General features: G+C 74.0%; 7 protein-coding genes. 5 read left to right on the forward strand and 2 right to left on the reverse strand.

Annotated elements, in window-relative coordinates:
• Positions 1-29 precede the first annotated feature (29 nt).
• On the reverse strand, positions 30-4,868 hold the full coding sequence (locus ACFWUY_RS18670; RefSeq protein WP_384108924.1) for a hypothetical protein: 4,839 nt from the start codon (positions 4,866-4,868) through the stop codon (positions 30-32).
• Between the two features lie 229 nt (positions 4,869-5,097).
• Between ACFWUY_RS18670 and ACFWUY_RS18675 the strand changes: the two genes are divergently transcribed.
• A complete protein-coding gene (locus tag ACFWUY_RS18675; protein WP_384108927.1) occupies positions 5,098-6,123 on the forward strand; it encodes a LacI family DNA-binding transcriptional regulator in 1,026 nt (341 codons plus the stop codon).
• Between the two features lie 269 nt (positions 6,124-6,392).
• Here ACFWUY_RS18675 and ACFWUY_RS18680 read toward each other — a convergent pair whose 3' ends face one another.
• Positions 6,393-9,164, reverse strand: coding sequence for a glycosyl hydrolase (locus tag ACFWUY_RS18680; protein WP_384108930.1), 2,772 nt, complete (start codon positions 9,162-9,164; stop codon positions 6,393-6,395).
• A 296-nt stretch (positions 9,165-9,460) separates the two neighbouring features.
• On the opposite strand from ACFWUY_RS18680, the gene ACFWUY_RS18685 reads away from it, so the two are divergent.
• From ACFWUY_RS18685 to ACFWUY_RS18700, 4 genes are all read left to right on the forward strand, one after another.
• On the forward strand, positions 9,461-10,774 hold the full coding sequence (locus ACFWUY_RS18685; protein ID WP_384108933.1) for an ABC transporter substrate-binding protein: 1,314 nt from the start codon (positions 9,461-9,463) through the stop codon (positions 10,772-10,774).
• A gap of 308 nt (positions 10,775-11,082) precedes the next feature.
• Positions 11,083-12,048 (forward strand): carbohydrate ABC transporter permease, encoded by a 966-nt coding sequence (locus tag ACFWUY_RS18690; protein ID WP_384108942.1) that lies wholly within the window; start codon positions 11,083-11,085, stop codon positions 12,046-12,048.
• Positions 12,045-12,983: a carbohydrate ABC transporter permease gene (locus tag ACFWUY_RS18695; protein WP_384108945.1), complete on the forward strand. Its 939-nt coding sequence runs from the start codon at positions 12,045-12,047 to the stop codon at positions 12,981-12,983. The genes ACFWUY_RS18690 and ACFWUY_RS18695 overlap by 4 nt, the downstream gene beginning before the upstream one ends.
• A gap of 56 nt (positions 12,984-13,039) precedes the next feature.
• Positions 13,040-14,443 (forward strand): GH1 family beta-glucosidase, encoded by a 1,404-nt coding sequence (locus ACFWUY_RS18700; protein WP_384108948.1) that lies wholly within the window; start codon positions 13,040-13,042, stop codon positions 14,441-14,443.
• Positions 14,444-14,476: the final 33 nt, after the last annotated feature.

A 14,476-nucleotide genomic window follows, 5' to 3' on the forward strand; every position in this document is an offset into this window, starting at 1 on the left:
ACCGAGCCCCCGCCCCCTCGGACCCGGTGTCACCGGCCGCGCTCCCACGCCTCGGCGAACATCTCGTGGAGCGGCGCCGTCGGCAGCACCCGGACGAACGGTCCCCCGATCTGGCCGCGCCACAGCGGGCGCACCAGGTGGCTCGCCAGCTTCACGGTCTCCAGGGGCAGGTGCGGTGCCTTCAGCTCGGTCCACTCGCCGGGCAGGAACAGGGTCCGGCCTGCCCGCGCCCGCTTGGCCTCGCTCACCGCGCCGGTGGTGAGGAGTTCCGCCCGGACCTCCGCGTGGCGCTTGGTCGTCCAGCCGTTCCAGCGGCGCACGTTCCGGTCGGTGGGCGCGGCGAGGGTCGCCAGCTGGAGGTACAGCGCGGCCGCGTCCGGGCCCACGCCCAGCTCCTCCGCGGCGCGCGTGACCAGTTCCGGGCAGGACCGGCGCGGATCCGCCTCGTACGCGCCGTCCGGTACCGCTCCCGACCCGGCCCGGCGCATCATACGGTCGAGGCCGCCTCCGGGGAGGAGCGGCGCGAACCTGTCGAGCTGCTCGATGAGGTCGGTGTTCTCGCGTACCCGCTGCCACACCTCGGGGTCGGCGACCGGAGCGGGCCGCAGGAAGGCGGCGCCGCCGGGGTCGCACACCACCAGGGGGCCGGAGTCGTACGCGATGACCGGCGGCTGCTCGTCCTCCTCCTTCCGGCGCTCCATCGAGACGGGGATCCGCGCGGGACCGAACCGCTCGGCGATCGGTACCGAGCTGTCCCGGATCCGCCCGTCGAACAGCTCCACGAGCAGTTCGGGACGGGCCAGTTCGGCTCGCAGCCGCTCGTACAGGGCGTTCGCCCCGGCCATCGCGGGATCGCCGACGGGCCGGTCGGTCCACGCCCACACCAGTGCGCTCGCGATCCGCTCGAGCGGGAGGCCCACGGGGGTGCCGTACCGCACGTCGGTCCCCGCCGGGGGCAGGGCCTTCACATCCACCGCCGAACCGTACGTGCGTGCCGCGAGGACCCAGCCGGCCGCCGGCACCGTCGCGTCCGCGGCCGCCTCGTAGCCGCCCGCGAGGCGGCGCGCCCACACCTCGGAGAGGCCCAGATCGGCCTCCAGGGCGTCGGCCGCCTCGTCGTGCACGGCCGGCAGCACGCCGACCAGCTCCCGCCACACGGCGGCCATCCGCTCGACGGCCGCCTCCAGTCCGCCGGGCCGCCACAGCTCGGCCGGGTCGTCGGGCACGGCCCCGGCCAGGACGGCCCTGCGCCCGGCGGCGCCGAGGCGCCCGCGCACCTCCTCGTAGAACTCGACCGTCGTCGGGGTCGCCCTGTACGGAGCCTTGCGGGCGAGGGCCCGGTCCTCGTCCCGGCCGGACCGGCCGACGAGACCGGCGACGACGAGCCTGGCCACCGCTCGTCGTACGCCCGTCAGTTCGGCGAAGCGCGCGGCCGCCGTCTCCGGTACGGACAGGGGCCCGTGGGTGTCGACCGCCGCGAGCAGGGCCCGCAGGCGGGTGGCGTCGTCCCGCTCCACGCGTACGAGCCGGGCCTCCGGGACGGCCGCCGGGACGGGGTCGGCGCCCCGTTCCCGGGCGGCGGGCGCGACGAACCAGCACGTCGCCCCGCCGTCCCACACGGCGGCGGAGACCACGGCCGTCCCGCCCTCCCGCAGCCCGTCCAGGGTCGCGGTGTCGGTGGTACGGCCCACCCACCAGCGGCTGCCCCGGCGGGCGAACGGCTGGTCGGCCCAGGTGTCCAGGAGCGCGAGCAGCGCGGCCCTGTCCGCGTCCGGGGTCGGTTCCACCGCGGCCCGCCAGGCCACGGCGTCGATCGCGCCGAGCAGCTGGGACCAGTCGTGCGGCGGCGCGGGCGGCGCGAGCCGCCGCACCTCCTCCACGATCGTCCCGGTGAGGCAGGCGCCGTCGGCGGCAAGGGCGCTCAGCGTCGCCGGCAGGGCCACGTCACGGGTCCGGCGCCAGGTGTCGCGCCCGCCCTCGGCGACGAGACCGAACAGGGCGGGCATCAGCTCGGTGTCCGGTGCGGTCCGGCGCGGTGGGGCGGCCGGGGCCTCGGCCAGCAGGGTGACCCGCCGGTGCAGGGCGCGCCGCCGCTCCTCCACCCGGGCGGCGCGCCCGGCCACCGCGACGACGGCCTCGCGGAGCACCGGGTCGGTGATCTCCGGCAGCTCCCGCGCGACGGCGGCGCGCAGGGCCTCCAGGTCGCCGTCGAGGGCGGCGGCCAGGAGCGTGTCGGCCGTCGGGCGTCCCACCGTCCGCAGCGTCCGGGAGCCGGCCGTGTCCCGGGTCCGCAGCAGGTACCAGAACGCCGGGGGCAGGGCCACCCCGTGGGACACGGTGGCCCGCCGGTTCGGCCTCGCCCGGTGGTGCCGGGGCGACTGGTGGCCGGCCAGCTCCCACAGCAGGGTCCCGTCGGCGGCGTACGCGCGGACGCCCGTGCGGGTCTCCGCCTCGGCGAGGACCACGTCCTCGACGGCGCCCTCGGGCGGCGCCCACAGTCCCCAGGGCTCCTGGCCGGGCCGGTCGATGTCGAAGCGTGCCGTGCGCCCGTCGATGCTCTCCAGGAGGAAGTGGTCGGGCGCGTTGTCGCGGTACCGGGTGCGGTAGAGGATCCGGGTGCCGACGAGCCCGTCCCGGCTGCCCAGGGGGGAGTCGGCCAGGCCCCCGGGCAGCGGCGCGAGCTGCAGGGCCTCGCGGGCGAGGGACATGCCGGTCTCGGACGGTTCCGCGGCCGGATCGGGGCTCGGGGCGCGGCCGGGGAAGTCCGGCAGCGGCGTCGCTCCCTGCCGCTCACCGGTGACCGGGTCCACGACCTCCCACGGCTTGCGGCCGTAGACGGCGTTGGTCCAGACGCGGGAGCCGTCGGAGAGTTGCAGCTCGTCCCGGTCGATCCCCTCCGTGTCGCCGGGGCGGGTCACGCGGAAGCCTCCGTGCCGGCCGCCTCCGTCGGCGGTCTCGAACTGGAAGCCGTAGGCCCCGTCCAGGCTGCCGCCGAAGGGCACGAGGCCGCCCGGCTCGGTCGGGGTGAACGGCTCCTCGGGGCGGTCGGCCCAGGCGGCGACGTCGCAGTAGTACGGGTTCTGCTTGAGGCTCCAGCTCACCAGGAAGGATCCGCCGACGTAATGGACGGCGAACATGGTCGCGTCCTCGGGCACGGTGAACCGGCAGGAGCCGCGCACCCCGTCGGGGTCGACGGCGACGGCCCGGTCCTTCCCGAACACCGTGAGCACCGGCCAGGTGCAGGTCACACCCTCCACACCGGGCAGTACGGCGGCGCCGGGCAGCCCGGCGACGGCGCCCCCTTCCGGCGCCCCTGTCGCGCCGGGGAGCGCCGCCCCGGCCGTCGGACCGTCGGCCACCCCGTCGGCCGCCGCCTTCCCTGCCGCGTCCTCCGCGAACTCCGCGTACACCGACTCCAGGGCCGGCCAGGCGAGTTCCTCCGGCAGCCCGGCCGCCAGCGAGCGCCGCAGCGCGCCTCCGGCGGAGGCGTCCGCGAGGGCGTCGGCGACTCCCCCGAGCGCCGTCACCGTCGGCCGGTCGAGCAGCGTCTCCAGTTCGGCGACGGCCTCCTCGGCCCCGGCCATGCCGCCGCCCCCGACGGTTTCGACGAGTCTGCCGACCCGCGCGGCCACCTCGTGGGCGATGCCCTCGTTCCCCGGGAGCAGGGTCACCGCGCTGCCGGGCTTGCGCCCGGGGACCCTGTACCCGTCGGGCATGAGACCGGCGTGCACGGTTCCTTCGAGGCGGGGGCCGAACACCGGGTCGGCGGCGAGCGCGGTGAGGTCCCGCCGGGACCGCTCGCCCCAGAAGCGCATCCGGGTCTCCGGGCCCGGGTCGACGACCGTGACCCCGGCCGCCAGGCAGGCGTCGAGGACGTCCGCGTCGAAGCCCTTGTAGTGGTGCCGGGTGGTGTGCACGGTCACGGCGTGACCGGCCGCCCGCAGGCGCGGCCCCAGCCGGCCCACGAGGTCGAGGAACTCCGGCGGCAGCGGCTGCCGTCCGACACCGCCGCGGGGCTGCCGCGCGTACTGGTACATGTGGACGAAGTGCCCGACCCAGTGGTGCAGTCCGCCCTCCGGTACCACCCGTCCGGCTTCCATCGCCTCCGTCGCACCGCAGCCGATCAGCGTCCGCAGCCACGCCCCGCCGTCGGTGACGCCCTCGGGGAAGACCTCGACGAGCCCGGCCGCGACCTCGTCCGTCGGCGGATGTGCCGTCAGGAGCGGCTCGGCGGCGGTCAGGAGCGCGTCCGGCACGGACTTCTTCCGGGCCACCGACACGATGGCGCCGACGACCCGGGCGACCTCGTCCTCCCCGTGCCCCGCGGCCTTGGCGGAGGCCCTCACCCTGCGCACGAGATCCGCCGGCAGGTCCGCCTTCGAACCCGACCACGCGGTCAGGAACGCGCCCAGGGCCGTGTGCGCCTCGGCGGGCTCCAGGGTCCCGGCGAGGAACTTCTGGTGAGCCCCGAACTCCTTGGCCGGCATGGCCCCGCCCCTGGCGAACAGCAGCCCGTTGGCCCGGCGGTAGGCGGGGTCCACCGGCAGCCCGTGCTCGGCCTCGGCCGTCCGCGCCGCCACGTACGCCCGACCGCCCGGCCGGCTCCCGTAACCGATCAGCCGATGGCCCACGGTGTCCCAGAACCACGGCAGGTGGGCCGGCGGGAGCTGCCGCGCCCGCCACGCCATCGCGTCGACGAACGCGCCGGGCTTGGTCCAGGTCCGGCCGAGTTCGGCACGCATGTCCTCGACCAGGTCGCGCGCCGTGTCGGCCGCGCCGGGGTCGTGGGCGGCCACCCAGTCGGCGTACGTGGTCGAGGTGTGCGTACCGCCGTGGGCGGGCAACAGGGCTTCGAGCGAGGCGATCATGCTCCGGATCGTCGCACGCCCCACCGACACCGCCGTCCGCGAGGCCGGGCGAGGCGGTGGAGGTGGAGGCCCGTCGCGCGGGAGAAGGGTGGCGAGGACCTCCTCCCCGAGCTTTGGGAGCGCTCTCAGAATGTCGGTGGCTGCGGATATCCTGATCCACGCAGATCCCACGGAACCGACAAGACCCGACAGGCCGCGGCCCGTCCCACGCAGCCGAGGAGCGCCCGCCTTGCCCGAGCAGACCACGGGGCCCCGCCCCACGCTGGAAGCCGTCGCCGCTCGCGCCGGCGTGTCCCGCGCCACGGCCTCCCGGGTCGTCAACGGGGGCGCGGGCGTGCGCCCTCCGCTGGTCGAGAAGGTGCGCAGGGCCGTCGACGAGCTCGGGTACGTGCCCAACCACGCCGCCCGCACCCTGGTCACCCGGCGCAACGGCGCGGTGGCCGTGATCATCGCGGAGCCCGAGTTCCGGATCTTCTCCGACCCCTTCTTCGAGCAGCAGGTACGCGGCATCAGCCGGGAGCTGACGGCGCACGACGCCCAGCTGGTGCTGCTGTGGGTGGAGGGGCCGGGGGACCACGAGCGGATCGCCCGCTATCTCGGCGGGGGCCACGTCGACGGCGCGCTCGCGTTCTCCCTGCACAGCGACGACGCGCTGCCGGCCGTGATCGAGGGCGCGCGGATCCCGGTGGTGCTCGGCGGGCGGCCCGCCCCCGGCATCGATCCGGCCGTGCCCTTCGTCGACTGCGACAACCGCGGGGGCGCCCGCGAGGCGGTGCGGCACCTGGTGGACCGCGGGTGCCGGAGCATCGCCCACATCTCGGGACCCGCCGACCAGACCTCGGCGATCGACCGGCTGCACGGCTACCGGGACGTCCTCATCGACGCCGATCCCGCGCTGCTGCGCACGGGCGACTTCACCGAGGAGAGCGGCGCCCGCGCCATGGCCGAGCTCCTCGATCGGAGGCCGGACGTCGACGGGGTGTTCGTCGCCAACGACCTGATGGCGTCGGGTGCGCTGCTGACCCTGCGGGAGCGTGGCCTACGGGTGCCGGAGGACGTGGCGGTCGTCGGCTTCGACGACATGGCATCGGTGGTCGGCAGGACCTCCCCCGCCCTGACCACCGTGCACCAGGACATCGAGGGGATGGGCCGGCTCATGGTGAAGCTGCTCATGCGGCGGCTCGACGGGACCGGGCCCGGGATCCCTGCCTCCGTGATCACCCCGACCTCGCTGGTCCGCCGCGACTCGGCCTGACGCCGTCCCGGGCGGCCCGTTCCGGGCCGGGAGCGCGTGGGCGGCGGGGGCCCCGGGGGTAACCGGGGGCCCCCCCCCGTACGCGGGTTCCGGCCGGGGGGGGGGGGGGTAGGGGTGAACCACCCCCCCCCCGGCCGCCGGGAGGAGACCCGGCCCCCCCCGCCCGCCGGGGGGGGGGGGGGGGGGGGGGGGGGGGGGGGGGGGGGGGGGGGCGCCCGGGTGTTCCCCGGCGCCCCCCCCCCCCGATTCCGCTGATCCGTCCGGGCGGGTCAGTCGTAAGGGATGACCACCACCGACCGGTCCGTGCCCGTCTGGAGCCGCGCGTCACCGTTCCCGATGGCGCTCCAGACCTCGAGGCGCACCGTTCCGCCGCTCAGGTTGCCGAGGGTGCCGGTGGCGGACCTCAGGCCGCGGGACTGGGCGTACTCCTCCCAGCCGGTCACCGGATCGGTCGCGAAGTAGTGGTACGTCTCCGTCCGTTCGAAGGTGCCGTCACCGGTGAGGTCGTAGCTGATCCGGGCCTGCTGGCCCAGCCCGACGGCCGTCCCGGCGTCGACCTGGAGCCGGAAGGCGGTGGAGCCGCCCGCCTTCAGCGTGCCGTTGACGCCCTTGGCCACGTAGACGAGCGGCCGGTTCGGCGTCCCGTCGTGGTTGCCGCCCTGCGCGGAGGCGATGGTGTCGCTGCCGGCCGTGGCACCGGTGGCCGTGGTGAGCGCCCCACCGGTGCGGAGCTGGAAGGTGTTGCCGGTGGACGGCTCGGGGTCGGGCCCCGGGCCGCCCGTGCCGGTACCGGTCGCGGTGGAACGCGCCGGTACAGAGAGGGACTTGCCGTCGGAGAAGGTGACGGTACGGGCGGTGGCCCCGTGGTTGTGGGCCACGTACGTCCGGGCGGTTCCCTTGGCGAAGACGGCGGAGGTGGGGATCGATCCCGTGACCGTCGCGTCGGGGGCGCCGAGGGTGTCGAGCGCGGTGAGCCAGTGGTAGGTGTGGGCCTTGGACTCGCCCGCCTCGGGGGTGTATCCGGCGTGTCCGGCGTCCCACTTGGCCTTGGCGGCGCCGGGGTCGGCGAGGGACTGGAACTCCCAGAGGATGTCGCGCCATTCGACGGCGGGTCCGCCGTTCTCGCGCTCCATCTCGGCGATGTTGCGCCGGACGGCGTCCTTGTGGCCGCCGAGGTGGAGCGAACCGCCGGTCACCGGCAGGACGTTGATGCCATGGATCTCCTCGGGGTTGGCGGTCCACCAGGTGGAGTAGGCGGCGCCGCTGCCCCACACCATGCCGGCGGTGTCGTGCTGGAAGGAGCCGGGGAAGACCTGCTGGTCGGCGTCGAACCAGTACTGGGCGATGGCCTCGCCCTCGGTGGTCAGCAGGTACGTCCCCAGGTCACGGAGCTGGGTGTTGCCGGTGGCCGATCCCCAGAGCACGAGGGCGGCGCTGAGGTTGGTCGACTCGGACGACGACTCCTGGTTGTTGCCGGCGGCGAAGCCCTGGTGGCCGCTGGCCCAGCTGTGTCCGGCGTAGACGTCGAAGCCGCGGAGGAAGGGGAAGGCGGCGTCGGTGCGGCTGGGGTTGGCGGTGTCGCGGACCAGGGTCTTGACCATGGCGCCCCAGGCGGAGTCGGCGGCCCAGCCCGCGTCGTACTGGGCGACGATCGCGGCGGCGTACACGTAGTAGCCGTAGTGGAAGTGGTGGTCGTTGAGTTCGGTGTCGCTGCCGTAGGAGGCCGGGTAGCCGGTGAGGGTCTTCCAGGCCCCGTCGTACGAGAACTCGCTCGCCCCTCCGGCCGTGAACCAGTCCTGGAGGCGGCCCTTGATCTGGCCGAGGAGCTTGTCGCGGAGCGCGGTCTCGCCGATCTGGTCGGCGAGCGGCACCAGCTGGGCGAGCTTGCCGAGCGCCTTGCCGGTCCAGTAGGTGTCGACGGCGCCGGAGAAGGGGTCGGCGGAGTTGGCGACCTCGTTCAGGTAGCCGCGCAGCCGGGCCGTGTCGGCGCCGGTGCCGCCCGGCAGGGCGGGCAGGGTGGCGGCGGCCTTCTGGGTGGTGGTGAAGCCGGCCGCCTCGCGGACCTTCATGGTGCCGCGGGGCGAGACGTACGTGTACGGGGTGAGCGGGTCGGTGGTGTGCAGCCACTGGTGCCGGTAGAGCGCCTGGAGGGTGCCGCGCTCGGTGCCCTCCTTCGCCTCGGTGGTCAGGGTGTAGGCGGCGCGGACGGTGCCGGCGTCGTAGCTCCAGTTCACGGTGGATCCGGTGACGAAGCTGTAGGCGTACTTCCGGTAGGTCGCGAGCGCGTCGGTGGAGGGCAGGACGGCGACGGAGAAGTAGTCCTTGCCGCCGAGGCCCGCGGTGATGGTGGAGCCGGAGACGTTCCAGTCGGTGCCGCCGGGCGCGAAGAGGGCGTAGTGGTGTCCGGCGACGGTGATGCCGAGGACGTTGCCCTGGTCGGCGAAGACGGCGGGTGCGGTGGCGGTGGTGATCCGGGCGTCGCCGCCGGTTCCCTTGGCGTACACGTAGGGCATGCCGTGGCCGATGGTGGTCCGCAGGGTGCGGGCGCCGTCGGACCAGTAGGGGGTGACGGTCCAGTCGGACCAGGCGTCGGCCTTGGTGTCGGGCGAGTTGAGGCCGGTGAGGCCGAGGGTGAGGTCCCGTTTGTGGGCGAACTCGTACTGGCGGCCGTCGCCGACGACGGCGGGTGTGGTCGGGTAGCCGATCTCCAGGCCGCCGGCGACGGCCTGGTAGGTGAGCGGATGTCCGTACATGGGGGTGGAGTAGGGGTTGTCCCCGTAGCGCTGGTAGGCGAGGGAGGACCACCAGTCGTTGGTGGGGACCGGCTTGCCCTGGGCGGCGGGGGTGACCTTGGGGGTGACCGGTGCGCCGGTGTTGGTGGTGGGGCCGGAGGTTCCGGCGGGGCGGGTGTCGGAGTAGCTTCCGGCGCCCGTGGGGACGGGGGCCGCGGCCGCGGGGGCGGCGGCGGGGCCGAGTCCCAGGGCGGCGAGGGCGGAGACCAGGACCAGCGCGGCGGCCGGCCTTGTGCGGGGGGCTGGCATGAACGGCACCTCATGTCGTCGCGACGAGTGGGGGCACGAAGGAACGTGCGGGGAGGGACGACGAGCATCGGAGAGAGTTCGGAGATACCTCAGAGAGCGCTCTCAGATCGCCGGAAACGTAAAACCGCCGAAACACGTGTGTCAAGAGGTTGAACACAGACGGGAGTTGCTGCCCCTTCTCGTCCGTTACGCCTTCGAGCCTTGACGGATGACCTCCTCCACAGGCACGCTCCCCCCGCACGCTTGAGAGCGCTCTCAGCCGCTCTCGCTCGTTCCGGAGCCAAGGGAGGCTTCCCATGCCCATCGCCCGAGCCGCAAGGACCACGAGGAGAGCCGTCGTACGACTGGGGGCGCTCGCGCTCACCGGGGCCCTGCTCGCCGCATGCGGAGGCACGCCGGACGACACGTCCGCCGACGGCGCGGGAGGCGAGGTCACCCTCACCGTCGACCTGTTCGGCTCCTTCGGGTACAAGGAGGCCGGGCTGTACGCCGAGTACGAGAAGCTCCACCCCGGCGTCACCATCAAGCAGACGGACACGGAGGACGAGGCCGACTACTGGAAGTCCCTCCAGACCCGGCTGGCCGGTGGCGCCGGCCTCGCCGACGTGCAGGGCATCGAGGTCGGCCGGATCGCCTCCGTCACCCAGCAGCAGACCGAGCGGTTCGAGGACCTGCGGAAGTACGGGGCGGACGCGCTCAAGGACCAGTTCGCCCCCGCCAAGTGGGCCGCCGCCACCGGCAAGGGCGGCGAGGTCCTCGGGCTCGGCACGGACGTCGGTCCGGAGGCGATGTGCTACCGCACCGATCTGTTCAAGCAGGCCGGGCTGCCGACCGACCGCGAGGAGCTCGCCGGGAAGTGGGCGACCTGGGACGGCTACCTGGCACTCGGGAAGCAGTACAAGGCGAAGGCCCCCGGAAAGAGCGCCTGGCTCGACAGCGTCGGCAGCCTCTACTCGATCATGATCGGGCAGGAGAAGGAGCGGTACTACGACGCCTCCGGCAAGCTGATCTGGGAGGACAACCCCGCCCTGCGCACCGCCTGGGACCATGCCGTCCAGGCCGCGAACGACGGCCTGAGCGCCAAGCTCGACCAGTGGTCCCCGCAGTGGAACCAGGCCTTCTCCGCCGGATCGTTCGCCACCATGCCGTGCCCCGCCTGGATGCTCGGCTACATCAAGGGCCAGACCGGTGAGGCCGGCAAGGGCAAGTGGGACGTCGCCAAGCTGCCCGGCGGTGCCGGCAACTGGGGCGGTTCCTACCTGGCGGTGCCGAAGGCCGCGAAGCACAAGAAGGAGGCGTACGAGCTGATCAAGTGGCTCACCGCCCCCGAGCAGCAGACCAAGCTCTTCCAGAAGCAGGGCAACTTCCCCTCCGCCACCGGCGCGATCGCGAAGGTCGCCGACGCGAAGGACCCGTTCTTCTCGAACGCCCCGATCGGGCAGATCTTCGGCGAGGCGGCGAAGGCGGCCCCGGTCCAGGTGCTCGGCGTGCACGACCAGAACATCGCACAGCAGATCACGAACGCGCTGAGCGAGGTCGAGCGGAAGGGGACCTCGCCCGAGAAGGCCTGGTCGAACGCCAAGAAGGGCGTCGAGAACACGATCGGCTGACCCGCGCCGCCGGGCCGCCCTCCGGCGGACCACCGCCCTTCGGCGGGCGTCCGTCCGGGTCGGCCGCGTCCGTCCGGGCCGGCCGACCGGCGCCGCCGGACCGCCCTCCGGGCGGGCCCCGCCCGAAGACCCACGCCCGACACGCGCCCTCCCCGCCGGCACGCCCGCCCCGCCGGCACGCCCGCCCGGACGGAGCCGCCCGCCCGGAAGGCACGCCCGCCCGGCACGCGCCTTCCCCGTACCCCACACACCGCCGAGGGCGTCCCTCCACGCCCCTCCTCCCCCGTTCCCCTCCGAAGGGCCGCACCGTGACCCTCACCGCATCCGAGACCCCGGCGCCGCCGAGGCCGGTCCCGCCGCCCGCGCGGCGGGGGTCCGTCCGGCGGGCCTGGCAGACGTTCTCGCCGTACGCCTACCTCGCCCCGTTCTTCACCCTGTTCGCCGCCTTCGGCCTCTTCCCGCTGATCTACACGGCCTTCGTCTCGCTCTACCGGGTGGAGCTCCAGACGCCCGGCACGATGGAGTGGCGCGGCCTCGGCAACTACACCGCGCTCTTCGGCGACGAGTACTTCTGGATCTCGCTGCGCAACACCTTCACCATCGGTGTGCTCTCCACCGTGCCGCAGCTGGTCATGGCGCTCGGGCTCGCGCACCTCCTGAACTACCGGATGCGCGGCCGCACCTTCCTGCGGACCGCCGTCCTCCTGCCGTACGCGACCTCGGTGGCCGCCGCCACCCTCGTCTTCGCCCAGCTCTTCGGCCGCGACTTCGGTCTGATCAACTACGCGCTCGGCCTGGTCGGCATCGACCCCGTCGACTGGCAGAACGGCACGGTCGCCTCGCAGATCGCCGTCTCCACGGTCGTCGTCTGGCGCTGGACCGGATACAACGCGCTGATCTACCTGGCCGGCATGCAGTCCATCCCGAACGAGCTGTACGAGGCGGCCGCGATGGACGGGGCCTCGCGGTGGCGCCAGTTCTTCCACGTCACGCTGCCGGGCCTGCGGCCCACGATCCTGTTCACCGTCATCGTCTCGACGATCGGCGCGACCCAGCTGTTCGGTGAGCCGCTGCTGCTCGAAGGGTCCATATCGGGCGGCATCTCGCACCAGTACCAGACGCTCGGCCTGTACATGTACGAGCAGGGCTGGGGCTTCTTCCACCTGGGCCGGGCCGCCGCCATCGCCTGGGTGATGTTCCTGCTCATCGTGGTGCTCGTCGGGGTCAACGCCCTGGTCGCGCGCCGCCGTTCCCGCAAGGAGGCCGGCCGATGACCGCGCCGATCGCCCCGGCCCCGGTCCCGGCGCCGAACGGGCCCGCCGATCCGCCGGCCGCTCCCCCGGCCCCCGTACGCGCGCGCGTGCCCCGGCGCGGGGCCTCCCGGGCGGGCCGCACCCTGCACGCGGGTCCGCTCGCCTACGCGATCCTGATCGTCGCCGTGCTCTTCTCCGCCTTCCCCTTCTACTGGACGATCGTCGCCGCGAGCCGCTCCAACGCCGATCTGGCGAAGGTCCCGCCGACCCTGCTGCCCGGACCGAACCTGATCAAGAACTTCGAGGCGGTCCTCGAAGAGGCGGACATCGGCAAGGCACTGCTCAACTCGCTGATCGTCTCCGGCTCCATCACCCTCGGCACCGTGCTGTGCTGCACGCTCGCCGGGTTCGCCTTCGCCAAGCTCCGGTTCCGGGGCCGGGGCGCGCTGCTCGCGATCACCGTCGGCACCATGATGATCCCGCCGCAGCTGGGGGTGATCCCGCTGTTCATGCTGATCGCCGAGCTCGGCTGGGTGAACCAGCTCCAGGCGGTGATCCTGCCCGGTCTGGTGTCCGCCTTCGGGGTGTTCTTCATGCGCCAGTACCTGGTGCAGGCGCTGCCGGACGAGCTGATCGAGGCCGCCCGGGTCGACGGCGCCTCCACCGCCCGGATCTTCTGGTCGATCGTGGTGCCGATCGCGCGGCCCGGCATGGCGGTGCTCGGTCTGCTGACCTTCATGGCAGCGTGGAACGACTTCTTCTGGCCGGTCGTCGCCCTCACCTCGTCCGAGCCCACCGTCCAGGTCGCCCTGCGCCAGCTCGGCGGCGGCTACGTCCACGACCAGTCCGTGATCATGGCGGGCACGCTGCTCGGCACCCTGCCGGTGCTGCTGGTCTTCGGCCTCCTCGGCCGGCAGATCGTCGGCGGAATCATGCAGGGCGCGGTGAAGGGCTGACCGGCGCACCGCCCCCGTATCCCCCCGTACGTCTCACTCCAGGGAGATCCCACCCCATGACCGCGCTCGACGCCCGCACCGACACGACGACCGCCTTCCGCTTCCCCGAGGGCTTCCGCTGGGGCACCGCCACGGCCGCCTACCAGATCGAGGGGGCGGCGGCCGAGGACGGCCGCACCCCCTCCATCTGGGACACCTTCAGCCGTACGCCCGGCAAGGTGCGCAACGGCGACACCGGTGACATCGCGGCCGACCACTACCACCGGGTCGACGAGGACGTGGCGCTGATGAAGCGGCTCGGCGTCACCGACTACCGCTTCTCGGTCGCCTGGCCCCGGGTCCAGCCCACCGGGCGCGGCCCCGCCGTGCGCAAGGGCCTGGACTTCTACGGGCGTCTCGTCGACCGGCTCCTCGACGCCGGCATCCGGCCCGTGGCGACGCTCTACCACTGGGACCTGCCGCAGGAGCTCGAGGACGCGGGCGGCTGGCCGCACCGGGAGACGGCGTACCGGTTCGCCGAGTACGCGGGCATCATGGCGGACGCCCTCGGCGACCGGGTGGCGACCTGGACCACGCTCAACGAGCCCTGGTGCGCGGCCTTCCTCGGCTACGGCAACGGCGTGCACGCCCCGGGCCGCACCAGCGACCTCGCCGCGCTGCGCGCCGCCCACCACCTCAACCTGGCGCACGGGCTCGGGGCCCGTGCGCTGCGCGGCGCGCTGCCGGGCTCGGCGGAGGTGTCCCTGACCCTCAACCTCCATGCCGTACGGGCCCTCTCGGAGGCCCCCGAGGACGTGGACGCGGCCCGCCGCGTCGACGCGGTCGGCAACCGGATCTTCCTCGACCCCGTCTTCCACGGCCGGCTCCCCGAGGACCTGGTCCGCGACACGGCCCCGGTCACGGACTGGTCCTTCGTCCGGGACGGCGACCTGGCGACGGCGGCGGCGCCGCTCGACTCCCTCGGCATCAACTACTACTCGCCGTCCGTCGTCGCGGCGGGCACCTCCGAGTCGCCGTCGCCGTGGGGCGGCGCGGAACGGCACGTCCGGTTCGAGCCGGCGCCGGGTCCGCGCACCGCGATGGACTGGCCGGTGGACGCCACCGGACTGCACGAGCTGCTGATCCGGCTGCGGGACGAGCTGCCGGGCGTACCGCTGGTGATCACCGAGAACGGCGCGGCGTACGACGACTACGCCGACCCCTCGGGCCAGGTGAAGGACCCGGAGCGGGTGGCGTACCTCCACGCGCATCTGGCGGCGGTGCACCGCGCCCTCGCGGACGGCGCGGACGTGCGGGGGTACTTCCTCTGGTCGCTCCTGGACAACTTCGAGTGGGCGTACGGCTACAGCAAGCGGTTCGGCATCGTCCACGTGGACTTCGCGACGCAGCGCAGGACGCTCAAGGACAGCGCCCGCTGGTACGCGGAGGTCATCGCGCGGGGAGGCCTCGCGGACGCCTGACGGGCGCGCCGGCCGTACGGGTCGTACGGAAAC

The sequence above is a fragment of the Streptomyces sp. NPDC058664 genome (genome assembly GCF_042716635.1).
Lineage (GTDB): Bacteria > Actinomycetota > Actinomycetes > Streptomycetales > Streptomycetaceae > Streptomyces.

Coding starts and splice junctions, on each gene's coding strand:
- ACFWUY_RS18670 (WP_384108924.1), bottom strand. CDS start 4,868: ATGATCGCCTCGCTCGAAGCCCTGTTGCCCGCCCACGGCGGTACGCAC.
- ACFWUY_RS18680 (WP_384108930.1), bottom strand. CDS start 9,164: ATGCCAGCCCCCCGCACAAGGCCGGCCGCCGCGCTGGTCCTGGTCTCC.
- ACFWUY_RS18685 (WP_384108933.1), top strand. CDS start 9,461: ATGCCCATCGCCCGAGCCGCAAGGACCACGAGGAGAGCCGTCGTACGA.
- ACFWUY_RS18695 (WP_384108945.1), top strand. CDS start 12,045: ATGACCGCGCCGATCGCCCCGGCCCCGGTCCCGGCGCCGAACGGGCCC.
- ACFWUY_RS18700 (WP_384108948.1), top strand. CDS start 13,040: ATGACCGCGCTCGACGCCCGCACCGACACGACGACCGCCTTCCGCTTC.